Below are 22,149 nucleotides of genomic sequence, written 5' to 3'. Positions count from 1 at the left end.
CAGGCGTGTCATCGGCCGCGTGCATTAGCTGAATTTCCACGCCTGTCAACCCGTTTCGCGCGCGGTCCGGGGTTGCCACAATCGGCATCCCACCCGGACCTCCGGGTCTTTTCCGACGGAAGCAATGCAAGACAAGAATCCGAAGCTGGCCCTGCAGATCGCCCAGACCATCGCCGCCGAGATCGGCGCCCAGACCGCGCAGGCGCGGGCCGCCATCGCCCTGCTCGACGAAGGCGCCACCGTCCCCTTCATCGCGCGTTACCGCAAGGAAGTCACCGGCGGGCTGGATGACACGCAGCTACGCAACCTGGAAACGCGACTGACCTATCTGCGCGAACTGGAGGATCGCCGTGCCGCGGTGCTGGCGAGCATCGAGGAACAGGGCAAGCTGACCGACGAGCTGCGCGGCGATATCGAGGCCGCCGACAGCAAGGCGCGGCTGGAGGATCTGTACCTGCCGTACAAGCCCAAGCGTCGCACCCGCGCGCAGGTCGCGCGCGAGGCCGGGCTGGAGCCGCTGGCCGACGGCCTGCTGACGGATCCTTCGCAGGTGCCGGAAACCGCCGCCACCGCCTATGTGGATGCGGAGAAGGGCGTGGCCGATACCAAGGCTGCGCTGGAAGGCGCGCGCGCCATCCTGATGGAACGCTGGGGCGAGAACGCCGCGCTGGTGGGTGAGCTGCGCGACTGGATGCATGAAATCGGCGTGATCCGCGCGCGCGTGGCCGACGGCAAGGAAACCGAGGGCGCGAAGTACCGCGACTATTTCGATCACGCCGAATCGCTGGCGAAGATTCCCTCGCACCGGCTGCTGGCACTGTTCCGCGCGCGCCGCGAGGAGATCCTGCTGCTGGATCTGGACCCGGGCAACGAGGCCGAGGCCGGTCATCTGCTGGCCGAAGGGCGGGTGGCCAGACATGCCGGCGTCGCCGCGCAGGGCCGCCCGGCCGACAAGTGGCTGCTGGATGCGTGCCGGTTGACCTGGCGCGCCAAGCTGCATATGCATCTGCTGCTGGACCTCTTCAATCAGGCGCGCGAGCGGGCCGAGGCCGAGGCCATCGCGGTGTTTGGCGACAACCTCAAGGATCTGCTGCTGGCCGCGCCGGCCGGCCCCAAAGCGGTGCTGGGCCTGGATCCGGGCCTGCGTACCGGCGTGAAGGTGGCGGTGGTGGATCGCACCGGCAAGCTGGTCGATACCGCGACCATCTATCCGCATGAACCCAGGCGCCAGTGGGATCAGTCGCTGCATGTGCTGCGCGCGCTGTGCGCGAAGCATCAGGTCGATCTGATCTCGATCGGCAACGGCACCGCCAGTCGCGAGACCGACAAGCTGGCCGGCGATCTGATCAAACTGGCGCCGGAATTGAAGATGCAGAAGATCGTGGTCAGCGAGGCCGGCGCCTCGGTCTACTCGGCTTCCGAATTCGCCGCCCGCGAATTTCCCGGCCTGGACGTGAGCCTGCGTGGCGCGGTATCGATCGCGCGGCGGTTGCAGGATCCGCTGGCCGAACTGGTGAAGATCGAACCCAAGGCGATCGGCGTGGGCCAGTACCAGCACGACGTCGACCAGTTCCGCCTGGCGCGCGCGCTGGACGCCAGGGTCGAGGACTGCGTGAACGCGGTCGGCGTGGACGTGAACACCGCCTCGGCGGCGCTGCTGACCCGCGTGTCGGGCCTGTCCTCCAGCGTGGCCGACAACATCGTGGTCTATCGCGACGCCAACGGCGCGTTCAAGTCGCGCAAGGACCTGCTGAAGGTGCCGCGCCTGGGCGAGAAGACTTTCGAGCAATGCGCCGGCTTCCTGCGCATCGCCGACGGCGACCAGCCGCTGGATGCGTCCTCGGTGCATCCGGAAGCCTATCCGGTGGTCGAGCGCATCCTGGCCAAATGCGGCCGGGAGGTGAAGCAGATCATCGGCGACGCCGGCTTCCTGCGCGGCGTTCGCGCCGAGGAGTACACCGACGATAAGTTCGGCGTGCCGACCGTGCGCGACATCCTCAGGGAACTGGAAAAGCCCGGCCGCGACCCGCGTCCGGAGTTCAAGGCCGCGCGCTTCGCCGACGGCGTGGAGGACATCAAGGACCTCAAGCCGGGCATGATCCTGGAAGGCGTGATCAGCAACGTGGCCGCGTTCGGCGCCTTCGTCGACATCGGCGTGCACCAGGACGGCCTGATCCACATCTCCGCGCTGGCCGATCGCTACGTCAAGGATCCGCGCGAAGTGGTCAAGGCCGGCGACATCGTCAAGGTGCGGGTACTGGAAGTGGACATCCCGCGCAAGCGCATCGCGTTGACCCGTCGGCTGGACGACACGCCGCCACCCGTGCGCGAGGAGCCGCGCGGCGCCCAGGGACCGCGCGGGAACAGCGGGGGGGGAAATGGTCCGCGCAACGGCCGCGACGGTGGCGGGCGCGGGCAGGGCGGCGCAGCGCGTCCGTCCGCACCTCCGGCCGACAACGCATTGGCAGCGGCTTTCGCACGGGCACGCGGGAAGGACTGAACCCGCGATGGGGACAGATGAATCCTTCCCCTGCTTGCGACGGAGGAGCCTGCCCCGCACCTGATACGGGCGCCGAAGGCGGATGGGACAAGCCAATGGAGGTGGCACCGCGCGAAAAGCGCCCCCATCCGGCGCTTCGCGCCACCTTCCCCCGCAAGCGAGGGAAGAGTTGGATTGCCATGTTGCATGGATATGCCTGACGTTATCCGCGTGCATCCGCAATCAGATGGTCTTGCGACCAAGCGCTGGATGCTCCCTTCCCCCGCAAGCGAGGGAAGAGTTGGATTGCCATGTTGCATGGATATGCCTGACGCTATCCGCCTGCGTCCGCAATCAGATGGTCTTGCGACCAAGCGCTGGATGCTCCCTTCCCCCGCAAGCGAGGGAAGAGCTGGATTGCCATGTTGCGTGGATATGCCTGACGCGATCCGCGTGCGTCCGCAATCAGATGGTCTTGCGACCAAGTGCTGGATGCTCCCTTCCCCCGCAAGCGAGGGAAGAGCTGGATTGCCATGTTGCGTGGATATGCCTGACGCGATCCGCGTGCGTCCGCAATCAGATGGTCTTGCGACCAAGTGCTGGATGCTCCCTTCCCCCGCATGCGGGGGAAGGTGCCGAAGGCGGATGGGGGCAAACGGGCGAAGCGGCATTGCGTGAAAGGCACCTATCCAGCGCTTCGCGCCACTTTCTTCCGCAACCGGGAGAAGAGCGCCGCCGTTCAAGGCCAGCGCATCTCGCCCTTGCTGACCTTGGCGCTCAGTTCCAGCGAGGACACGCCGCCCAGTTGCGGATAGCGCGCCTTCATCGCCGTGATCAATGCGGCCGAATCCTTCGCTTTCGCCGCTTCCTCGTCGTAGGCGCGGATGTAGTCGCCGGTGAAGCGCACCGCGTCCGGACCCTGCGGCGCACCCGGTTCGAAGTGGCCGGGGATCACCGTCTCCGGCTTCAACGCGGCGATCCGATCCAGCGTGGCCAGCCAGTCGGCGTGCGATTGCGGCGTCTGCGTATCGGCCATCCAGACATGTTCGCCCGCGATCACCGGGATGCCGCCGACCACCGCGCGAATCGAGGGAATCCAGACGACGCTGCGATCCGGTGTGGGGCCGTCCAGGCCGATGATCTGCAATTCCCGGCCTTCCAGATCCAGGCGATCGCCGGCCAGCGGCTCGGGCATGACGATCTGCTTCGGCGCGCCCGCGCCCAGGATCGGGCCCCAATGCGCCAGCTTGCCCGCACCGGTTTCCCGGATGTGGGCGATGGTCTGCGGGGTAGCCAGGATCTTCGCGTCCGGGAAAGCGGCTTTCAGCGTTTCCAGGCCGAAATAGAAATCGGGATCACCGTGGCTGATGTAGATCATGGTCAGGCGCTTGCCGGATGCCTTGATCCGATCGACCAGCTTCGCCGCGTCGACGGTGGAGAACTGCGCATCGATCAGCACCGCGTCCTCGCGGCCGGTCACCAGCACCGAGGACACCGCGAAGACGCCGGCCGGACCGGGGTTGTAGATCTCCAGTTTCAGCGGTTCGGCGACCGGTTCGGCGGCCTTGGGCGCTTCAGAAACGGGAGTGTCGGCGCTCGATGGCGCCTGGCCGCCGCAGGCCGCCAGCGACAGGGCGAGCGCCAGTGCGCTCAAGGGTTTCAGTACGGATGGCATGGGGATTCGTCTCCTGGTCGTTGGCCGCGGATGAAGGACATTTCGCACAGGGATCAGTAGGCGGCGGTGATGATTTGGCGTGGATGACGCGCCTGCTCGAGTTCGGCGACGAAGGCGTCGGCGTAGTCGGCATGGCTGATCGCGCTCTTGCCATCGGCATCGGCCAGCAGCGCGCCGATCTGGGTGCGGAACTGCCCGCGCGCTTCGCCCGGACCGATTTCAGCGGCGGGCGAGAAGAACGTCCAGGCCAGATCGTCGGCGGCCTGGTAGCGCTTGAGCGCGTCGCGGTGCGCCAGCGCGACCGGCTTGTAGGCGGCCGGGAAATCCGGCACGTCGACCAGCTGCACGCCCGGCGCCACTTCCAGGCTGCCGGCGCCGCCGACCACCACCACGCGCGGGATGCCGGCTTCACGGGCGGCGGCGATCAGTGCGTCGCCGACGTCCACCAGGGTGGATTCGGCACCGGCTTGCGGACCGTAGGCGCTGGCCAGGACGTCGTGGCCGCGCACGGCGGCGACCAGGGCGTCGTGGTCGTCCAGCGCGGCGATGACGATGCGGGCGCCGTCCAGTTCCGGCGGCAGATCGGTGTCACGGCGGACGATGGCGGTGACGTCATGACCGCGGGCGATGGCATGCGCGGCAATCTGGCGGCCGATTTTGCCGGTGGCGGCGGCGAGGGCGATTTTCATGGAGGACTCCGGGTCCGGTGGGAAAGTGGAGCCACTCTAAGGCGCTGAAAGCGGACGAAAAACCGCGTATAAGGCACTTGTTTGTTGCATGAATCGAGCAAGTCATGGACCGGATGAGCGCAATGGGGGTGTTCGTCGAGGTCGCCGAGCGCGGCAGCCTGACGGCGGCGGCCGAGGCGCTGGACATGTCGCGGGCGATGGTCACCCGCTATCTGGCCGAACTGGAGGAGTGGCTGGGCGTGCGCCTGTTCCACCGCACCACCCGCCGGATCAGCCTGACCACGCCGGGCGAGCAGGCGCTGGAACGCTGCCGCAAGCTGCTCGAACTCGGCGCCGATCTGCAGGCCGCGGTCGCCAGCGACACCGATACGCCGCTGCACGGGCAATTGCGCCTGACCTGCAGCACCTCGTTCGGGCAGAGCCAGATGGCATCGGCGGTGGTGGACTACGTCGGCCAGCACCCGGGCGTGCGCATCGACATGCTGCTGCTGGATCGCACGGTCAACCTGATCGAGGAGCGGGTGGATCTGGCCATCCGCATCACCCACGAACTGGACCCGAACCTGATCGCCCGCCGGCTGACCACCTGCCGCTCGCTGTTGTGCGCCTCGCCGGATTACCTGGCCCGGCGCGGCACGCCGGTGCGCGCGGAGGAACTGGCGGCGCACGATTGCCTGACCCATCACTTCGTCGGCAAGAGCCTCTGGCACCTGCGCCGTGAAGGCCGCGACGTGGCGGTGGCCGTGGGCGGCGGCATCAGCGCCAACGAGGCCAGCGTGCTGCTGCAGGCGGTGCGCAGCGGCGGCGGCATCGCCATGCTGCCGACCTACCAGGCGGCCGGTTATCTGGCGCGCGGCGAGCTGGTCGCGGTGCTGCCGGACTACGCCATTCCGCCGATGGGCATCTTCGGCGTCTACGCCACCCGCCGGCTGATGCCGCCGCTGGTGCGCTCCTTCCTGGACTTCCTGGCCGGGCGCTTCGGCGAGGAACCGGAGTGGGACCAGGCGCTGTTCCCGGCCGGGGCCGCCTGAGGAAGGGCGCCGGAGGCCGGTTCAGGTTTTCACTATTGGCTTTCACCTGATTAGGTGAAAAGATTCTTGTGTGAGCCTGACCCTGACCCATCGCCAAGCCGCCATCCTGGACGCCGTGCGCCTGCACCTGGCCGAGACCGGCAGCGCGCCGACCTTGCAGGAAATCGGCGCGGCGGTCGGCATCGGCCATGTCAGCGCGGTGTTCAAGCATCTGGAAGCGCTGGAGAAGAAGGGCTACCTGATCCGCGATCCCAGCCGGCCGCGCGGCATCCGGCTGGTCGAGGCGCGTCCGGATCGCGACGACGTGATCAGCCTGCCGCTGGTGGGGCGGGTCGCGGCCGGCCAGCCGATCCTCAACGACGGCGAGACCGAAACGATCCTGCACCTGGACGCGGCGCTGTTCCGCATGCGTCCGGATTACCTGCTGCGCGTGCAGGGCGATTCGATGCGCGACGACGGCATCCTCGACGGTGATCTGGTCGGCGTGCGCATCACGCCCGACGCGCACCACGGGCAGACAGTGGTGGCGAGGCTCGGCGACGCCGGCATCACCATCAAGCGGCTGCACCGCACCGCCACCGAACTGCGGCTGCTGCCACGCAGCGCCGATCATGCGCCGATCGATCCGGATCCGGACGAGGATTTCGCCATCGAGGGGCTGTACTGCGGTTTGATCCGGCGGGACTGATGGGCAGTGTCGTCGCCCTGGAGTCCCTGCTGGCCGCGCAGACCCTGTGGCACGCGGGCCGCAGCGCCGTCGCTCCCGCCGACAGCGAGAGCACCGGCCACCACGAACTGGATCGCCTGCTGCCGCAGGGCGGCTGGCCGCGTGGCGCGCTCACCGAACTGCTGCTGCCGGCCGACGGCGTGGGGGAAATCGGTTTGCTGATGCCCACGCTGGCGCGGATGACGCAGGCGGGAGGCGAAGTGGTGCTGATCGCACCGCCTTATCTTGCCTATGCGCCGGCCTGGCAGACGGGAGGCGTGGCGCTGGCGCATCTGCACCTGGTCGAGGCCATGCCGCGCGATGCCTTGTGGGCCTTCGAACAATGCCTGCGCAGCGGCGCCTGCGCCGCGGTGATCGGTTGGCCGCCGACCGCCGATGGACGCGCCTTGCGGCGCCTGCAGGTGGCGGCCGGCAGTGGCGATTGCCTGGGCTTCGCGCTGCGGGATCGCCGGCATGCGCTCAATCCCTCGCCAGCGGCGCTGCGGCTGGAATACACGTGCGAGCGCGGCGGCCGGGCGGGCGCCTGGCAGGTGCGCAAGTGCCGTGGCGGGCATCCGCCCGCGCAGGCGTTCGCGTGGACGGGCCATTGAGGCGCGCGCATGCTCTGGGCCTGCCTGCTGTTGCCGCAACTGGCGCTGGACGCCGTCCTCCGCCGTTCGCCGGATCCGGATGCGCCGCTGGCGCTGGTGACCGGGCCGTCGCAGTTGCGCACGCTGCATGCCGTCAACACCGCCGCCGCGCGGGCGGGCCTGCGGGCAGGCATGCGCCTGACCGCCGCGCACGCGCTGGCGCCGGATCTGGCGCTGGCCGAATACGACCCGCAGGCGGAAGCGCGCTGGCATCGTTTCCTCGCCGCGTGGGCCTACCGCCACAGTTCGCTGGTGAGCGCGCAGTGGCCCGGTTGCCTGGTCATGGAAGTGCGCGCGAGTTTCCGCCTGCTGGGACCCTGGCCGCGGTTTGAGGCGCGCCTGCGCGAGGAACTGCATGGACTCGGATTCGGCCATCGCATCGCGCTGGCGCCGACGCCGCGCGCGGCGCGCGTGTTCGCCGGCCTGCGCGACGGCCTGGCGCTGATGCAGGCGCCGGCCATGGGCGAAGTGCTGGACCGGGTGCCGATCCGGCGCGCCGTGCTGCCCGGGGATGCCGGCGAGCGCCTGCATCGCATGGGCATCCGCGATCTGCGCGGACTGCGCGGACTGCCGCGCGACAGCCTGCGTCGACGCTTCGGCCTGTCCGTGCTGGAACACCTGGATCGCCTGTACGGCGAGGCGGACGAACCGCTGTCGTACTACGCGCCGCCGGACCATTTCGACGAGCGGGTGGAACTGGGTTACGAAGTGGAGAGCCACACCGCGCTGCTGTTCCCGCTGCGTCGCCTGATCGGCGATCTGTGCACCTACCTGTCCATCCGCGACGGCGGCGTGCAGCGGTTCCTGCTGCGGCTGGAGTACGAACAAGGCCACACCGACGTGGAGGTGGGGCTGCTGTCGGCCGAACGCGAGCCGGCGATGCTGTTCGAATTGACCCGCAACCGGCTCGAACGCGTGTCCATTCCCGTGCCGGTGGTGGCAATGCGTCTGCTGGCGCGCGAACTGCCGCCGTTCGTGCCGGCGACCCGGGATCTGTTCGACCTGCGCGCGCAGCAGGCATTGCCCTGGCCGCAACTGCGCGAACGCCTGCGCGCGCGGCTGGGCGACGACGCGGTCCACCAGGTGACGCCCACCGGCGATCCGCGTCCGGAGCGGGCGTGGCGGCGACTGCGTGGAGACGAGCGCGTGGATATCGCGCCGGCGCCCGCGCGTCCACCGCGCCCGGCCTGGTTGCTGCCGCAGCCGATCCCATTGCGGGATCCGCGTCCGCGCATCCTGTCCGGACCGGAACGGCTGGAAAGCGGCTGGTGGGATGGCGACGATGCCCGCCGCGATTATTACGTGCTGGAAACCTCGCAGGGCCAGCGCGCCTGGGCGTTCGCGGCGCCGGGTGAGCGCGATCACTGGATGCTGCACGGGTGGTTCGCATGAGCCGCGAGCAGGAACGCGACACCGATTCGCCCGGTGGCCGTCCGCCGCGTGCGTGGGAGGTCGCGCAACGGCTGGGACTGGCGGCGGCCAACGACGACACCGTCAGCGACGACGGCTTGCCAGCCTATGCCGAACTGCATTGCCTGTCGGATTTCTCCTTCCTGCGTGGCGCGGCCAGTGCGGAGGCCTTGTTCGCACGTGCCAGGCAATGCGGCTACCAGGCACTGGCGATCACCGATGAATGCTCGCTGGCCGGCATCGTGCGGGCGCTGGAAGCCTCGGAGGCCACCGATTTGAAACTGGTGGTGGGTAGCGAGTTCCAGTTGCTCGACGGCCTGCGGCTGGTGCTGCTGGTGGAAAACCATCGCGGCTACATGCAGTTGTGCCGGCTGATCACCGTGGGCCGCCGCGCCACCACCAAGGGACGCTACCGGCTCACCCGCCAGGACGTGGAAAGCGTGCTGGCCGAAGGGGCGTGCGGCCTGTTCGCGCTGTGGCTGCCGGCACGCGCGCCGGAGCCGGAACAGGGAAGGTGGCTGCAACGGGTATTCGGCGAACGCGCCTTCCTGGCGGTGGAACTGCACCGCGACGAGGACGACGATGCCCGCCTGCAACAACTGCTGGCATTGGCGACGGCACAGGGCATGACGCCGGTGGCGGCCGGCGACGTGCACATGGACGTGCGCCGCCGACGCGCCCTGCAGGACACCATGACCGCGATCCGTCACGGGCTTCCTTTGAGTGAGTGCGGCGAGCATCTGTTCCGCAATGGCGAGCGCCATCTGCGCACGCGCAGGGCGCTGGGGAACATCCATCCGGCTGCCTTGCTGGAGGCGGCCGTGCAACTGGCGCGGCGCTGCATCTTCGGCATGAGGGAAGTGAAATACAGCTACCCAAACGAACTCGTGCCGGATGGTCACACGCCAGCCAGTTGGCTGCGCGAGCTGACCGAGCGTGGGATACGCGAACACTGGCCGAAAGGCGTGCCGGGAAAGGTCAGGGAAGATATCGAGAAAGAGCTGGCACTGATCACCAGTAAAAATTACGAGGCTTTTTTCCTGACCGTCGAGGATATCGTCCGTTTTGCAAAATCGGAGGACATCCTCTGCCAGGGACGTGGATCCTCGGCCAATTCGGCGGTCTGCTTCGCGCTGGGCATCACCGTGGTCAATCCCGACGAGACCCGCCTGCTGATGGCGCGCTTCCTGTCGGAGAAACGCAACGAGCCACCCGATATCGACGTGGACTTCGAGCACGCGCGGCGTGAAGAGGTGATTCAGTACGTCTACAACAAGTATGGTCGCGAGCGCGCCGCCATCGCAGCCACCGTGATCCGCTATCGCGGCAAGAGCGCGGTGCGCGATGTGGCCAAGGCATTCGGCCTGCCACCGGATCAGATTGCGCTGCTGGCCGACTGCTACGGCTGGGGAAACGGCGACACGCCGATGGAGCAGCGCCTGCGCGAGGCCGGTTTCGATCCGGACAATCCGCTGATCGCGCGGGTGCTGGCGGTAACCGCGCTGTTGCGCGGGCATCCGCGCCATCTGTCCCAGCACGTTGGCGGTTTCGTGATCGGAGACACGCCGCTGTCCACGCTGGTGCCGGTGGAGAACGCGGCCATGGCTGAACGCACCATCATCCAGTGGGACAAGGATGATCTGGAAACCATGGGGCTGCTGAAGGTCGATTGCCTGGCGCTGGGCATGCTGACCTGCATCCAAAAGGCGGTGAAGCTGATCGAGAAACATCGTGGTCGCGTCATTGACCTGGCTCGGATACCTGGCGACGACGCCGGCACCTACGACCTCATCCAGGCCGCCGATACCGTCGGCGTATTCCAGATCGAATCGCGTGCGCAGATGAGCATGTTGCCGCGGCTGAAACCGGAGAATTTCTACGATCTGGTCATCGAGGTCGCCATCGTCCGGCCCGGCCCGATCCAGGGCGACATGGTGCATCCCTATCTGCGACGACGGCAGGAAAAGGAACTTGTGGTTTATCCCTCCGAGGGCATCGAAGAGATTCTCGGGCCGACCTTGGGCATCCCCCTGTTCCAGGAACAGGTGATGGAAATGATGATCCATGCGGGTTATTCCGAAGCCGAAGCGGACGAATTACGCCGTTCGATGGCGGCCTGGGGACGGGGGGGAGACATGGAGCCGCACCGAGCGAAAATCCGCGAACGGATGGAAAAGAAGAACTACTCCTCCGAATTCATCGACCAGATCTTCGAACAGATCAAGGGCTTCGGTTCCTACGGCTTCCCGCAGAGCCACGCGGCCTCGTTCGCCAAACTGGTCTACATCAGCAGCTGGTTGAAGCGGCACGAGCCGGCCGCGTTCACCTGCGCGCTGCTCAATGCGCAGCCGATGGGTTTCTATTCACCCAGCCAGATCGTGCAGGACGCGCGACGCGGGCGGGGCGGGCGCCTGCCGGTCGAGGTGCGGCCGGTCGACGTGCTGCACAGCGACCGGGACTGCACGCTGGAAGGCGGGCGTTTCCGCATGGGCGACGAGGATGACGCCGGCCAGCCGGCGATCCGGCTGGGCATGCGCCAGATCAGCGGGTTGTCGGAGGCGATGGCGAATGCGATCGTCGCGGCCCGCACGCGGCAGCCGTTCCGCGATGTGCGCGATCTGTGCCTGCGCGCGGGGCTGGACGAGAAGGCCCGGCATGCGCTGGCCGAAGCCGGCGCGCTGGAAGCGCTGGCCGGAAACCGCCATGCCGCGCGCTGGGCGGTGGCCGGCATCGAGCGCCAGCGGCCACTGCTGCCCGGCAGTCCGGACGAGGACGCCATCGTGCTGCCCGCGCCACGCACCGGCGAGGACGTGTTGTCGGATTACCGCGCATTGGGATTGACCCTGCGCACGCATCCGCTGGCGCTGCTGCGTCCGCGGTTGCAGGGCGAGCGCGTGCTGGATTCGCGCCAGTTGCAGGACATGCCGCATGGCCGCGGCGTGCACGCCGCCGGCATCGTCACCCAGCGCCAGCGGCCGGGCACCGCCAGCGGGGTCATCTTCGTGACCCTGGAAGACGAGCACGGCGTGGTCAACGTGGTGGTCTGGCCGCATCTGGCCGCGCGCCAGCGCAAAGCGCTGCTGGGCGCGCGCCTGCTGTCGGTGCGTGGGCGCTGGGAGCATGTGGACGGCGTGCAGCATCTGATCGCGGCCCATCTTTCCGACAGGAGTGACTGGCTGGGCGATCTGGTCACCACCTCGCGGGACTTCCATTGAGATGGACCTGTTCGCCACGCCCATGCAGCAACTGGTCGAAGACGCCCAGGGTGGCATCCGCTACTGGCCGGATTTCATCGATGAAGCGCGGGCGTGGCGCTGGTTCCAGGCCCTGCAGGCGGGCGCCGGCTGGACCCGTCTCCAGCGGCCCATGTACGAGAAGGTGGTGGACGTGCCGCGCCTGCTCGCCAGCTACGATCTGGACGACCTGCCTGCGGATCTGCCGCTGGCCGAGATGCTGGCGCGGGTGAGGATGGTGGTGCCCGCGCCCTACAGCCGGGTGGGCATGAATCTCTACCGCGACGGGCACGACAGCGTCGCCATGCACAGCGACAAGCTGCATATCCTGCGCGAAGGGCATCCGATCACCCTGGTCTCGCTGGGCGCGCCGCGCCGCATGCTGATCAGGCGCAAGGGAGAGGGCCACAAGGCCATCGCCATCGACCTGCTGCCGGGCAGCCTGCTCAGCATGAGCCACGCCTCCCAGCTCACCCACGAACACGGCATTCCCAAGACCCGCCGCCCGCAGGCGCCGCGCATCAGCGCGGTGTTCCGGGTCCGGCCCTAGCCCATGCCGCCTTTCGCCGGGGCCGGCATTGCCGGAGAATCCGCCGGCATGGGCCGCCGATACGCCAGGACTCCATCGCCGAACGGGAAACGGACCGCCGTATACGGCGTCGCCCTGGCGCTGGCCGCGCTCGGCCTGCAATGGCTGGACTACCAGCGGCTGGCGCGCACCCACTGGGACGATTTCTACATCGGCCTGATCGCGCTGGCCTTCCTCGCGCTGGGCGTGTTCGTCGGCGCCCGCCTGTTCGCCGGTCGCCATCGCCCGCCGGCCTTCGACGGCAACCCGAGGGCGCAGGAAAGCCTGGGCATCAGCGATCGCGAGCGGGCGGTGCTGCTGGAACTGGCGGCGGGACGCTCCAACAAGGAAATCGCCCGCGAACTGCACATCGCGCCCAGCACGGTGAAGACCCATGTGGCGCGGCTGTACGAAAAGCTGGGCGCGCGCCGGCGCACCGAGGCGGTACGACGCGGACGCGAACTGGGGCTGGTTCCCTGAACAGGCGGAGTGCGTGCCATCCTTGGGCGGAAACGGGCCGAATCACCCGTTTGGCCGATTGCCGCAGACCGGGCCGGGCCGCCCAATGACGCCAACTCCGACCCGAGAGGTGCCCCATGTTGCGCAGGATCCTGTCCTACGGTCTGCTCGCCGGCCTGATTGCCGGCGGCGTTCTGTCCCTCATCGTGCTGACCGTGCAGGACGCCGCCCCGTCCGGCTACAGCATGGCGATCGGCTACCTCACCATGCTGGTCGCGCTGAGCCTGGTGTTCCTGGCGATCAAGCGCCACCGCGATCGCGAACTGGGCGGGGTGATCCGGTTCTGGCCGGGGTTCGGCCTGGGGCTGGGCGTGAGCTTCGTCGCCAGCGTGATCTACATGCTGTCCTGGGAGGCGGCGCTGGCGATCAGCGGCCTGGATTTCGCCGGCACCTATGCCAGAGCGACGATCGAGGCGCAGAAGGTCAAGGGCGCGAGCCCCGAGGCGCTGGCGAAACTGGCCGCCGACATGGAGGCATTCAAGGTGCAGTACGCCAATCCGCTGATCCGGCTGCCGATGACTTTCATCGAAATCTTCCCGGTCGGCCTGCTGGTCTCGCTGATCTCGGCCGCGATCCTGCGCAATCCGCGCGTGCTGCCGGCGCGGCAGGCGTGAAGCTCACGCCTTGCGCAGGTAGCGGACCAGCAGGGCGGTGACCTCGTCGATATAGGCGTCCGCGCGATCGCCGGACACCATTTCCGGCCGCAGCACCACCGCGGCGTGGGTCAGTGCTTCCACCGTGGACACGGCGATGAAGGTCGCCGTGTCCAGATCCTGGATGCGCAGTTCCTGCCGGTGGCTTTCCAGATACAGGCGGACCAGCGCGTAGACCTCGCGATCGATGGCTTCGATGTTCTCCAGCAATCCGATGCGCGGGGTCTGTTCGACCAGTACCCGGTGCAGGCGGGGATTGATGCGATGCGCGTCGATCATCACCCGCACCAGCTCGCGGGTGGCCGGTTCCAGCGGTTCCCGCGCCACCCGGGCCAAAGCATCGCGGATGCGCTGCATCATTTCCTGCATGTGCTGGCCGATCACGCCGGCCACCAGTGCTTCCTTGCTCGGGTAGTACTGGTACAGCGAGCCGATGCTCACTCCGGCGGCCTGGGCGATGCGGTTGGTGCTGGCGCGGTCGTAGCCTTCCTTGACCAGAATGCGAGCGGTGGCCTCCAGCAGCGCGTCCACGGTCGCGCGCGAACGCTCCTGGGTCGCGGTTTTACGCGGTTTCGTCGCGGGTTTCCGGGCCATGGCGATGGAGGGGAAAGCGAGTAGACAAGGCGAGCGATGGCTCACATTCTATGCATGCTTTCACCAGGCGCACAAACCATGCTGACGTTTGACCCACAGGAGCGCGTGGTCGGTTTCGACGCTGCCCGTCGCGCGTCCGACCTCCCGCTGGACCAGCTGAGCCGGGCCGATCCCGAATGGCTGGTGGCGTTGATCGACACCGTCGACGACCACTCGGTGGACGCGGGGTTCTGGGAACGCCACCCGGGCGGAGACAAGATCCTCTACGTGCTGGAAGGCGGGATCGCGGTGACGCTGGCCCCGGCCCTGGAAAGTGCGGAAGAAACCACAGCCAGAGTGACCGCGCCCGGCGCCTGCGTCATCCCGAAAGGCACCTGGCATCGCTTGCAGGTGATCGCGCCGGGGCGGATGCTGAGCGTGACGCCGAGAATCGGTACGGAAGACCAGCGACATGGACCTGCCGCCCACCATCGAGAGGATGAACAGTCCGGGGGCCGGGTTTTCCATCCCGCATCCTGAAGCTTCGGGGCACAGGCCATGCGCGCAGCCGGGTACAGGGCGAGCATGGTCCAGCCTCGCATTCCATTCTTTTCGGGTCGCCCGGGTGGGCAATCACGCGGAGGGCTTCACGGCGGTCAGCCGACGGAGCCGTCCGAAACCGGATCAGCGGTCGGAAAACTGGACCACGACATCATTCAGCGGCAGTCGTGCCCGATGGTGTTCAACGGGGGCGGCTTTCCAGGGTTCCCCTTGCCCAAAAAGTTGCCCTTCGGTCTCCGTGCCGAACGTATCGAAACGGTTGAATACATAGGGAACGCCCTCCGAGCCTTCGAAAGTGGCGCGATTGGAAAGCTGGAAATGCAGGTGCGGCGCCGCCGAGTTCCCGGACTGGCCCACACGCCCCAGCACGTCGCCCCGACGCACGTGGTCTCCCGGCTTGACCCTGACGCTGTCACGTTGCAGGTGGGCATAGCTGGCGAACACGCCGGGCTTCAGCTCCAGGACGACGTAGTTGCCGAACAGGCCGTTGGCGGTCAGTGACGGGGGCTCCGGCTGGGGACTCAGCGGGCGATGTTCCATCTCGCCGTCACGTGTGTCGCGCACCACGCCGTCGGCCACGGCAAGCACGTCTTTCCCGTAGCCGAACCAGTCCGCATAGGTCGATTCCTGGATGTTCTTCCCGTTCGAACGCAGGACGTGGCCTTTGTCATCCACGCCAACGAAGTCGATGGCATAGCGTTGCGGAATGGTCAATGCGCCATTCACCGCCACCAGACTTCCCCAGTGATGCGACTGCATCCTTCCCGGACCCTCATGGGCCAACCAGCGACCGCCGGACAGCGGCGCGCCGAGCGTGATCGCGGTTGCAGAACCCACATCAACGGTCGCGCCATCGAGCACCTGGAGGGCGTTCTTTTCGGTCGAAAACTCCATCCGGTGATGCAACTGGTGAGGGGGTGCGGCGCCAGCCGGCAACGTCAGCCAGACCAGCATGACGACACGTTTGCCGGGAGGAATGGAAACCGTGGCGCCATCGGCGGGCATGGGTTTCGTCATCTCCGGCAGCACCGCGGTTCCCGCGTCGAGCAGTGGCGTGGCGGCATCGTCGCCAAACACCTTCAATCCCAGCGGCCGCAGCGCTCCGGCATCGGCATAGAAGTTGGTGACATGAAGTTCATAGGCCAGATGAACCTTGCCGTCGCTCCCGGCGACGGGGTTGGGCGCAAAGGGGACGCGGACTTCCACCGGCGCCAGCGCTTCCCGGGCCTGTGCATGCACGCAAATGCCAAACCAAAGAAGCGCGAGCGAAGCGATGATCCAGCGTTTCATGCGATGTTCCTGTCGAAGGTTGTGCAACGGAAGCAAACGTCCTTCATTCAGTCGGCTCCCGCCGCCTCCTCCAGAAACCCGGCCGAAGGTGCGAAGAACAGTGATCCCGTCACCGCCCGGCTGAAATCCAGCAGGTGGTCGTAGTTGCCCGGCGGATTGCCGATGAACATGTTCTCCAGCATCTTCTCGATGCGTGAGGGCGAGCATGCGTAGCCGATGAAGTACGTGCCGAACTCGCCCTTGGCGGCATCGCCGAAAGACATGTTGTCGCGCAGGATTTCCAGCTCCCGGCCGTCCTCGACCAGCGAGGTCAGGGCGTTGTGGGCGTAGCCGGGCTTGGTCGCGTCGTCCAGTTCGATGTTCGACAGCTTGGTGCGGCCGACGATCTTCTCCTGTTCGGACACCGGGATCGCATCCCAGCCGCGCAGATCGTGCAGATACTTCTGCACGATGACGTAGCTGCCGCCGGCGAAGGCGGGATCCTCGACGCCGACCAGGGTGGCGTCCAGCGCGGCCTGGCCAACGGGATTCTCGGTGCCGTCGACGAAGCCAATCAGATCCCTGTTGTCGAAATAGCTGAAGCCATGCACCTCGTCCGCGCCGGTGACGGTATCGCCCAGCCGCCGCATGACCTGGGTCGCCAGTTCGAAGCACAGATCCTGGCGCGCGGCGCGGATGTGCAGCAGCAGATCACCCGGTGTGGCGATGGCGTGATGCTGACCGTGGATCTCGCGGAAAGGGTGCAGTTCGCGCGGACGGGACGTGCCGAACAGGTCATCCCAGATGTCCGAGCCGAACCCCATCACGCACGACAGGCCGGCCTCCGGCGCGCGCGAACCGATGGCGCGCACCAACCCCGCCATGTCGCCGCACAGCGCGCGGCAGGCCTGCGCGTGTTGCGGCCCACGCGCCAGGGTGACGACGAGGAAGATGGCCGCACGGGTCACGGGGGCGGCCACGGACTGGGCGAGAACGGCTTGCACGGAATCTCCTGGGTGAAGGGATGGAAGCGAGCGTCACGGGGATGCCCGCAATCGCTCCGGAAAGGTATAGACGTTGTAGCCGTCCGCGCGGGCAAAGCCAACCAGGCAGAGATTGGCGCCGCGCGCCAGCTCGATGGCCAGGGCCGTGGGCGCGGAGACGGCGGCGATGAAACCGATGCCGGCGCGGGCCGCCTTGACCACCATCTCGTAACTGGCCCGGCTGGAAATCAGCAGCATGCCCGCGGCCGGATCGTCGCCCGCGCGCGTCATTGCGCCGATCAGCTTGTCCAGCGCGTTGTGTCGGCCCACATCTTCGCGGACCCGGTGTATCCGGCCTTCGGCGTCGGCCCAGGCGGCGGCATGGGTGGCGCCGGTGGCCGCGTTCAGGGGCTGGTGGCGCGCCAGCGCGGCCAGCGCACGCCGCAGGGCGTCGGCGTCGAACCTGGTCGCGTTGGCGATCGGGGCAGGGGAGTGGAGGAGGTTTTCCAGTTCGCGGGTGCCGCACAGTCCGCAGCCGCCGCGTCCCGGCAGCTCGCGGACCGATTCGTCGCGGAAACGGGCGCCGGCCGCATCCGCGGACACCGTCATCGCCAGTTCGATGCCTTCCACCCTTGTGTGCACGTCCACATCCAGCAAGTCGCCGGCATGCGCGATGAGTCCTTCACCAAGCGAGAACCCCAGCGCGAAGTCCTCCAGATCGCAAGGCGTGGCCATCATCACCGCGAACGCGCGCCCGTTGTAAAGCATGGCGACGGGCACTTCCTCGGCCACCTGGTCGATCACCGTTTCCGCGATTTCACCGTGCCGGCGCTGGATGCGCCGGGCCACGCCTCCGGGCGCGGACGGCGGCTGGGATTCGCCAGGATCGGGCATGGCTCTCCATCTCCGGTGGATGGTGGGTGGGCGCGGCGCCACGGCTGGTGGGCGTGCGGCAGCGTAGCTCATCCGCCACCGCGCCTGCGAGGCCACTGGCGATTCCATCGACCCTCACGGCGAGGTGGAGCGCGACGCCCTAAAGTGCTTAACTGGTCGCGTCAGTGCATGAAGGGAGCCTCCGGTCATGAGCGAGCAGAAGCCTCCCCGCTACAAGCCCTACGAACAGCCCGCCGGTGGCTGGGGCGCGGCGGCGGCCACCGCCAAGGTGCTGCTGGAACAGAGCGTCGTCGCCAAGGGATCGCGTGCGCTGCTGGCGATGAACCAGCCCGGCGGCTTCAAGTGTCCCAGTTGCGCCTTCCCCGATGCCGACCACACCAAGAAGCTGGAGTTCTGCGAAAACGGGGTGAAGGCGCTCGCCTTCGAGGCCACCAAGGCGCGCGTCACCCGCGAGTTCTTCGCCCGGCACAGCGTGTCCGAACTGATGGAGCAGTCGGATTACTGGCTGGAGATGCAGGGCCGGCTGACCGAACCGATGCGCTACGACGCCGCGACGGATCACTACGTGCCCTGCGACTGGAACAGCGCGTTCGCCTTGATTGGCCGTCATCTGCGGGCGCTGGAAAGCCCGCACCAGGCGGAGTTCTACACTTCCGGCCGCACGCCGAACGAGGCGGCGTTCCTGTACGCCATCTTCGTCCGCCAGTTCGGCACCAACAATTTCCCGGACTGCTCCAACATGTGCCACGAGCCGACCAGCCGCGGCCTGCCGCCGGCCATCGGGGTGGGCAAGGGCACGGTGGTGCTGGAGGATTTCGAACACGCCGACGCGATCTTCGTGATGGGCCAGAACACCGGCACCAACTCGCCGCGGATGATGACCCATCTGGTCGAGGCGCGGAAACGCGGCATTCCCATCGTCGCGGTCAACCCCATGCCCGAGCGCGCCCTGATCCGGTTCACCGAGCCGCAGGACGTGGTGCAGATGGCGACGCTGGGGTCCACCGAGATCGCCAGCGAGTTCGTGCATATCCGGATCGGCGGCGATCTGGCCCTGCTGAAGGGGATGATGAAGGTCGTGTTCGAACGGGAGGCGGCCGGCGAGACGGTGCTCGATCACGAGTTCCTGCGCGAGCACACCGAAGGGCTGGAGGCCGTCCGCGCCGACACGCTGGCGCAGGACTGGGACGACATCGTCCGGGTCTCCGGCGTATCGGAGGAACAGATCCGCCGCTGTGCCGAAATCTACATCCGCGCCAGGGCGACCATCATCTGCTACGGCATGGGGTTGACCCAGCACCAGCAGGGTTCGCGACTGGTCCAGCAGGTCGCCAACCTGCTGTTCCTGCGCGGCAATTTCGGCCGGCCGGGCGCGGGCATCTCGCCGATCCGCGGGCATTCCAACGTGCAGGGCGACCGCACGGTCGGTATCGACGAGAAGCCTTCGCCTGCGTATCTGGACAAGGTGCGCGAGGTGTTCGGCTTCGAACCGCCGCGTGGGCATGGCCACCACACGATCGAGTCCATCGAGGCAATGATGGATGGCAGCGCCAAGGTGTTCATCGGCCTGGGCGGAAATTTCGTGCGGGCGGTACCGGACACGGACCGCACCTATGCGGCCATGCGCAAGCTCGACCTGACGGTCGGCATCGCCACCAAATTGAACCGGGGCCACCTGGTGCATGGCAGGGATGCGCTGATCCTGCCGGTGGTGGCGCGTTCGGAATACATCCGGACCTCGGCAGGCGAACAGTTCGTCACCATCGAGGATTCGATGTCCAACATCACCGCTTCGCGCGGGGTACTGGAACCGGTCAGCGCGGACGTGCTGCCGGAAGTGGAGATCGTCTGCCGGATGGCGCGGGCGACGCTGCTGGACAGCCGGATTGCGTGGGAGGAATACAGCATGGACTACGGACTCATCCGGGATCGGATCGCGGCGGTGTATCCCGCGATCTACAGCGGGTTCGCCGAGCGGATCCGCGATCCGAAGGGATTCCACCTGGATGTCGCGCCGCGCCGGCGGGTCTGGCTGACACCCAACGGTAAGGCCAACTTCCTGTTGCTGGAAGGGCTGGAGGTCAACGATCCCATCGACGACCCATCGATGCTGAGGCTGGCGACCGTGCGTTCGCACGATCAATTCAACACCAGCATCTACAGCTACAACGATCGCTATCGCGGCGTGTACAACGATCGCATGGTGCTGTTCATGAACATGCAAGACCGACGCGCCCGCGGGCTGGCGAAGGAAGCGCGCGTGGCGCTGGAAACCTTCAGCAACGACGGCCACACGCGCCGGGTGGAAGGACTGACCGTACTGGACTACCCGATGCCGCGCGGCGCGGTGGCCGGCTACTACCCGGAACTGAATCCGCTGCTGCCGCTGGACCATTACGACCGCATCAGCGGCACGCCCGCCGCCAAGTCGATTCCGGTCCGGGTGATCGCGATGGAATCCATCGCGGCGTCCACGGAGGCGGACCTGTGAGCAATCCCTATGAAGTGCTGGGCGTGGATCCGTCCGCCTCGGCCGATGACATCAAGAAGGCCTATCGCCGGCTGGCGCGCAAACTGCACCCCGATCTCAATCCCGGCGACAAGGCCGCCGAGGAACGTTTCAAGGATGTGGCGGTCGCCTATCGCCTGCTAGGGGATTCCGAACAGCGCAAACGCTACGACGCCGGCGAGATCGACGAAACCGGCGCCGAGCGACCACGGCACCGTTACTACCGCGACTATGCCGGCGCCGATCACGGTGCGTCCTACGGAGATGACGCCGACTATGCCGGCTACGCGGATTTCGCCGAAGGCGACGATCCGTTCGCCGAACTGCTGCGCAGGAGCGCACAGGCGCGTGCGCACCGGCGCGGCCAGGACATGCACTACCGGTTGCCGATCAGCCTCGCCGACGCCATCAGCGGCACCCGCACGCGATTGACGCTGCCGAGCGGGGAAACCCTGGACGTCACCGTGCCGGCAGGTGTCGTGCCTGGACAGACGTTGCGGTTGCGCGGCAAGGGGACGCCAGGCGGCGAGCAGGGGCGGGCCGGCGACGCGCTGATCGAACTGGAGGTGCTGCCGGATCCGCGTTTCAGCCAGAATGGCGAGGATCTGGGCCTGGAGTTGCCCATTTCGCTGCGCGAAGCGGTGCTGGGCGGACCGGTGCGCGTGCCCACGCCGACCGGCCATGTCGAACTGACCGTGCCGCCCGGCTCGGACGGCAGCAGCCGGCTGCGGGTGAAGGGCCACGGTATGCCGCGTCGCGGCGGAGGCCGTGGCGACGAGTATGTCCGCCTGCGCATCGTGCTGCCCAAGGGCGGCGATGCCGAGTTGAAGGATTTCGTTTCGCAATGGAGCGCGGGCCGGACCCACACGCCGCGCGAGGAGCATCCGGCATGAACGTCGATATCGAAGACTTCCTGGTCCAATCCGGCATCCGGCGCGAAACCCTGACCGTCTGGATCGAGAAAGCATGGATCACGCCGGCGCAGGGCGCGGCGCATGTCGAATTGACCGAAGTGGATGTGGCCCGCGCCTATCTGGTCCGCGATTTGTCCGATGATCTGGGCGTGAACGAGGAGGGCATCGACGTCGCGTTGCACCTCATCGATCAGATCCACGGACTGCGCCGGTTGCTGTCGCAGCTGCGCGGGGAGATCAAGGGCGGATAGGCGGACGCGCATCCCTGCGCGGATGAACCGTTATGCAAGGATGGGATATCGCGGTTCGCGTTCGCACCCCTATCAGGATGTCCATTCAATTCGGCACCCCTCCGCCTTGCGTCCACCTTCGAAAAAGGGGAGCGAGGGGAGTTTGCCCTTCGCGGCAGAACCGAGACCGATGAATTGCATGCCAGGCCTGCCGTGGTCCGGCATGAGCCAACCCCACCATCGCAGGAACATCATGTCCACTCGCGAAAACCTTCTGGCACACCTCTGGACGGAAGTGATCAACCTCCAGCTCAGGCCGGAAGGTCTGGCCCAGGTGATCGCCTACGCGAAGCAGCGACCGGATGATCCCCTGGCCGACAGCGGGCCCGCCCTCGAGCGCCTGCTTGCCCTTGGCGCCGATCCCGGGGACATCTGCCTGCTGATGCGCAACACCACCTACGAGGCGGTGTTCTCCACGCTCTACGCCATCGGCGATCCGGGTGTGGACGGCAACGACGTCTTCATGCTGCACGAGGATCTGCTGTCGGCCGATCCCAGCGGAATGGAAGGGCGTCCAGGCTCCGCCTCCTGGCGGGACTGACT

Annotated in this window: 20 protein-coding genes; 14 read left to right on the top strand and 6 right to left on the bottom strand. The window is 67.3% G+C overall.

Annotated elements, in window-relative coordinates; all coding sequences use genetic code 11:
* Nucleotides 1-124: 124 nt before the first annotated feature.
* Nucleotides 125-2,500, top strand: a complete 2,376-nt coding sequence (locus AC3DEZ_RS11880; protein ID WP_488388391.1) for a Tex family protein — start codon at nucleotides 125-127, stop codon at nucleotides 2,498-2,500.
* A 718-nt stretch (nucleotides 2,501-3,218) separates the two neighbouring features.
* On the opposite strand, the gene AC3DEZ_RS11875 is transcribed toward AC3DEZ_RS11880, so the two are convergent.
* Together AC3DEZ_RS11875 and AC3DEZ_RS11870 are read right to left on the bottom strand one after the other, a co-directional pair.
* Complete coding sequence (locus tag AC3DEZ_RS11875; protein WP_488388390.1) at nucleotides 3,219-4,154, bottom strand: MBL fold metallo-hydrolase; 936 nt, start codon at nucleotides 4,152-4,154, stop codon at nucleotides 3,219-3,221.
* Nucleotides 4,155-4,207: 53 nt separating this feature from the next.
* Nucleotides 4,208-4,843 (bottom strand): NAD(P)-dependent oxidoreductase, encoded by a 636-nt coding sequence (locus AC3DEZ_RS11870; protein WP_488388389.1) that lies wholly within the window; start codon nucleotides 4,841-4,843, stop codon nucleotides 4,208-4,210.
* Between the two features lie 104 nt (nucleotides 4,844-4,947).
* On the opposite strand from AC3DEZ_RS11870, the gene AC3DEZ_RS11865 reads away from it, so the two are divergent.
* The 8 genes from AC3DEZ_RS11865 (at nucleotide 4,948) to AC3DEZ_RS11830 (ending at nucleotide 13,574) form a co-directional block, all read left to right on the top strand.
* Entirely contained in the window at nucleotides 4,948-5,874 is a 927-nt protein-coding gene (locus tag AC3DEZ_RS11865) for a LysR family transcriptional regulator (RefSeq protein ID WP_488388388.1), read from the top strand.
* Nucleotides 5,875-5,950: 76 nt separating this feature from the next.
* On the top strand, nucleotides 5,951-6,562 hold the full coding sequence (gene lexA, locus AC3DEZ_RS11860; RefSeq protein WP_488388503.1) for a transcriptional repressor LexA: 612 nt from the start codon (nucleotides 5,951-5,953) through the stop codon (nucleotides 6,560-6,562).
* On the top strand, nucleotides 6,562-7,191 hold the full coding sequence (gene imuA, locus AC3DEZ_RS11855; RefSeq protein ID WP_488388387.1) for a translesion DNA synthesis-associated protein ImuA: 630 nt from the start codon (nucleotides 6,562-6,564) through the stop codon (nucleotides 7,189-7,191). Before lexA ends, imuA begins: the two co-directional genes overlap by 1 nt.
* A gap of 9 nt (nucleotides 7,192-7,200) precedes the next feature.
* Nucleotides 7,201-8,622: a Y-family DNA polymerase gene (locus tag AC3DEZ_RS11850; protein ID WP_488388386.1), complete on the top strand. Its 1,422-nt coding sequence runs from the start codon at nucleotides 7,201-7,203 to the stop codon at nucleotides 8,620-8,622.
* Nucleotides 8,619-11,855, top strand: a complete 3,237-nt coding sequence (locus AC3DEZ_RS11845; RefSeq protein ID WP_488388385.1) for an error-prone DNA polymerase — start codon at nucleotides 8,619-8,621, stop codon at nucleotides 11,853-11,855. Before AC3DEZ_RS11850 ends, AC3DEZ_RS11845 begins: the two co-directional genes overlap by 4 nt.
* A gap of 1 nt (nucleotide 11,856) precedes the next feature.
* On the top strand, nucleotides 11,857-12,423 hold the full coding sequence (locus tag AC3DEZ_RS11840; protein ID WP_488388384.1) for an alpha-ketoglutarate-dependent dioxygenase AlkB: 567 nt from the start codon (nucleotides 11,857-11,859) through the stop codon (nucleotides 12,421-12,423).
* Between the two features lie 48 nt (nucleotides 12,424-12,471).
* Entirely contained in the window at nucleotides 12,472-12,921 is a 450-nt protein-coding gene (locus tag AC3DEZ_RS11835; RefSeq protein WP_488388383.1) for a response regulator transcription factor, read from the top strand.
* A 116-nt stretch (nucleotides 12,922-13,037) separates the two neighbouring features.
* Nucleotides 13,038-13,574, top strand: a complete 537-nt coding sequence (locus AC3DEZ_RS11830; protein ID WP_488388382.1) for a DUF4199 domain-containing protein — start codon at nucleotides 13,038-13,040, stop codon at nucleotides 13,572-13,574.
* A 3-nt stretch (nucleotides 13,575-13,577) separates the two neighbouring features.
* Here AC3DEZ_RS11830 and AC3DEZ_RS11825 read toward each other — a convergent pair whose 3' ends face one another.
* Entirely contained in the window at nucleotides 13,578-14,207 is a 630-nt protein-coding gene (locus tag AC3DEZ_RS11825; RefSeq protein ID WP_488388381.1) for a TetR family transcriptional regulator, read from the bottom strand.
* Nucleotides 14,208-14,285: 78 nt separating this feature from the next.
* Here AC3DEZ_RS11825 and AC3DEZ_RS11820 point away from each other — a divergent pair, with 78 nt between their 5' ends.
* Nucleotides 14,286-14,726 (top strand): cupin domain-containing protein, encoded by a 441-nt coding sequence (locus tag AC3DEZ_RS11820; RefSeq protein WP_488388380.1) that lies wholly within the window; start codon nucleotides 14,286-14,288, stop codon nucleotides 14,724-14,726.
* Nucleotides 14,727-14,870: 144 nt separating this feature from the next.
* On the opposite strand, the gene AC3DEZ_RS11815 is transcribed toward AC3DEZ_RS11820, so the two are convergent.
* From AC3DEZ_RS11815 to fdhD, 3 genes are read right to left on the bottom strand one after another with little or no spacing between them, the layout of a single operon-like run.
* Complete coding sequence (locus tag AC3DEZ_RS11815; protein WP_488388379.1) at nucleotides 14,871-16,037, bottom strand: M23 family metallopeptidase; 1,167 nt, start codon at nucleotides 16,035-16,037, stop codon at nucleotides 14,871-14,873.
* Between the two features lie 47 nt (nucleotides 16,038-16,084).
* Nucleotides 16,085-17,020: a Dyp-type peroxidase gene (locus AC3DEZ_RS11810; RefSeq protein WP_488388378.1), complete on the bottom strand. Its 936-nt coding sequence runs from the start codon at nucleotides 17,018-17,020 to the stop codon at nucleotides 16,085-16,087.
* Between the two features lie 33 nt (nucleotides 17,021-17,053).
* Nucleotides 17,054-17,893 (bottom strand): formate dehydrogenase accessory sulfurtransferase FdhD, encoded by an 840-nt coding sequence (gene fdhD, locus AC3DEZ_RS11805; protein ID WP_488388377.1) that lies wholly within the window; start codon nucleotides 17,891-17,893, stop codon nucleotides 17,054-17,056.
* Nucleotides 17,894-18,080: 187 nt separating this feature from the next.
* On the opposite strand from fdhD, the gene AC3DEZ_RS11800 reads away from it, so the two are divergent.
* From AC3DEZ_RS11800 to AC3DEZ_RS11785, 4 genes are all read left to right on the top strand, one after another.
* Nucleotides 18,081-20,384, top strand: a complete 2,304-nt coding sequence (locus AC3DEZ_RS11800; RefSeq protein WP_488388376.1) for an FdhF/YdeP family oxidoreductase — start codon at nucleotides 18,081-18,083, stop codon at nucleotides 20,382-20,384.
* Nucleotides 20,381-21,295, top strand: a complete 915-nt coding sequence (locus tag AC3DEZ_RS11795; protein WP_488388375.1) for a DnaJ C-terminal domain-containing protein — start codon at nucleotides 20,381-20,383, stop codon at nucleotides 21,293-21,295. The genes AC3DEZ_RS11800 and AC3DEZ_RS11795 overlap by 4 nt, the downstream gene beginning before the upstream one ends.
* Nucleotides 21,292-21,567, top strand: a complete 276-nt coding sequence (locus AC3DEZ_RS11790) for a chaperone modulator CbpM (RefSeq protein WP_447102032.1) — start codon at nucleotides 21,292-21,294, stop codon at nucleotides 21,565-21,567. The genes AC3DEZ_RS11795 and AC3DEZ_RS11790 overlap by 4 nt, the downstream gene beginning before the upstream one ends.
* A gap of 232 nt (nucleotides 21,568-21,799) precedes the next feature.
* Nucleotides 21,800-22,147, top strand: coding sequence for a hypothetical protein (locus AC3DEZ_RS11785; RefSeq protein ID WP_488388374.1), 348 nt, complete (start codon nucleotides 21,800-21,802; stop codon nucleotides 22,145-22,147).
* The last annotated feature ends 2 nt before the right edge of the window (nucleotides 22,148-22,149 follow it).

This window comes from Pseudoxanthomonas sp. 134C1, from assembly GCF_057773065.1.
Note: the sequence above shows the minus strand (reverse complement) of the source record. Positions and strands in the feature narration are given on the sequence as shown.

What these genes read in the sequence shown, in the direction of transcription:
- AC3DEZ_RS11800 (WP_488388376.1), top strand. Translation starts at nt 18,081, where the DNA reads ATGAGCGAGCAGAAGCCTCCCCGCTACAAGCCCTACGAACAGCCCGCC.
- imuA (WP_488388387.1), top strand. Translation starts at nt 6,562, where the DNA reads ATGGGCAGTGTCGTCGCCCTGGAGTCCCTGCTGGCCGCGCAGACCCTG.
- AC3DEZ_RS11845 (WP_488388385.1), top strand. Translation starts at nt 8,619, where the DNA reads ATGAGCCGCGAGCAGGAACGCGACACCGATTCGCCCGGTGGCCGTCCG.
- AC3DEZ_RS11875 (WP_488388390.1), bottom strand. Translation starts at nt 4,154, where the DNA reads ATGCCATCCGTACTGAAACCCTTGAGCGCACTGGCGCTCGCCCTGTCG.
- AC3DEZ_RS11825 (WP_488388381.1), bottom strand. Translation starts at nt 14,207, where the DNA reads ATGGCCCGGAAACCCGCGACGAAACCGCGTAAAACCGCGACCCAGGAG.
- AC3DEZ_RS11820 (WP_488388380.1), top strand. Translation starts at nt 14,286, where the DNA reads ATGCTGACGTTTGACCCACAGGAGCGCGTGGTCGGTTTCGACGCTGCC.
- AC3DEZ_RS11815 (WP_488388379.1), bottom strand. Translation starts at nt 16,037, where the DNA reads ATGAAACGCTGGATCATCGCTTCGCTCGCGCTTCTTTGGTTTGGCATT.
- AC3DEZ_RS11830 (WP_488388382.1), top strand. Translation starts at nt 13,038, where the DNA reads ATGTTGCGCAGGATCCTGTCCTACGGTCTGCTCGCCGGCCTGATTGCC.
- AC3DEZ_RS11865 (WP_488388388.1), top strand. Translation starts at nt 4,948, where the DNA reads ATGGACCGGATGAGCGCAATGGGGGTGTTCGTCGAGGTCGCCGAGCGC.
- AC3DEZ_RS11790 (WP_447102032.1), top strand. Translation starts at nt 21,292, where the DNA reads ATGAACGTCGATATCGAAGACTTCCTGGTCCAATCCGGCATCCGGCGC.
- AC3DEZ_RS11840 (WP_488388384.1), top strand. Translation starts at nt 11,857, where the DNA reads ATGGACCTGTTCGCCACGCCCATGCAGCAACTGGTCGAAGACGCCCAG.
- AC3DEZ_RS11870 (WP_488388389.1), bottom strand. Translation starts at nt 4,843, where the DNA reads ATGAAAATCGCCCTCGCCGCCGCCACCGGCAAAATCGGCCGCCAGATT.
- AC3DEZ_RS11785 (WP_488388374.1), top strand. Translation starts at nt 21,800, where the DNA reads ATGTCCACTCGCGAAAACCTTCTGGCACACCTCTGGACGGAAGTGATC.
- AC3DEZ_RS11850 (WP_488388386.1), top strand. Translation starts at nt 7,201, where the DNA reads ATGCTCTGGGCCTGCCTGCTGTTGCCGCAACTGGCGCTGGACGCCGTC.
- AC3DEZ_RS11835 (WP_488388383.1), top strand. Translation starts at nt 12,472, where the DNA reads ATGGGCCGCCGATACGCCAGGACTCCATCGCCGAACGGGAAACGGACC.
- fdhD (WP_488388377.1), bottom strand. Translation starts at nt 17,893, where the DNA reads ATGCCCGATCCTGGCGAATCCCAGCCGCCGTCCGCGCCCGGAGGCGTG.
- AC3DEZ_RS11880 (WP_488388391.1), top strand. Translation starts at nt 125, where the DNA reads ATGCAAGACAAGAATCCGAAGCTGGCCCTGCAGATCGCCCAGACCATC.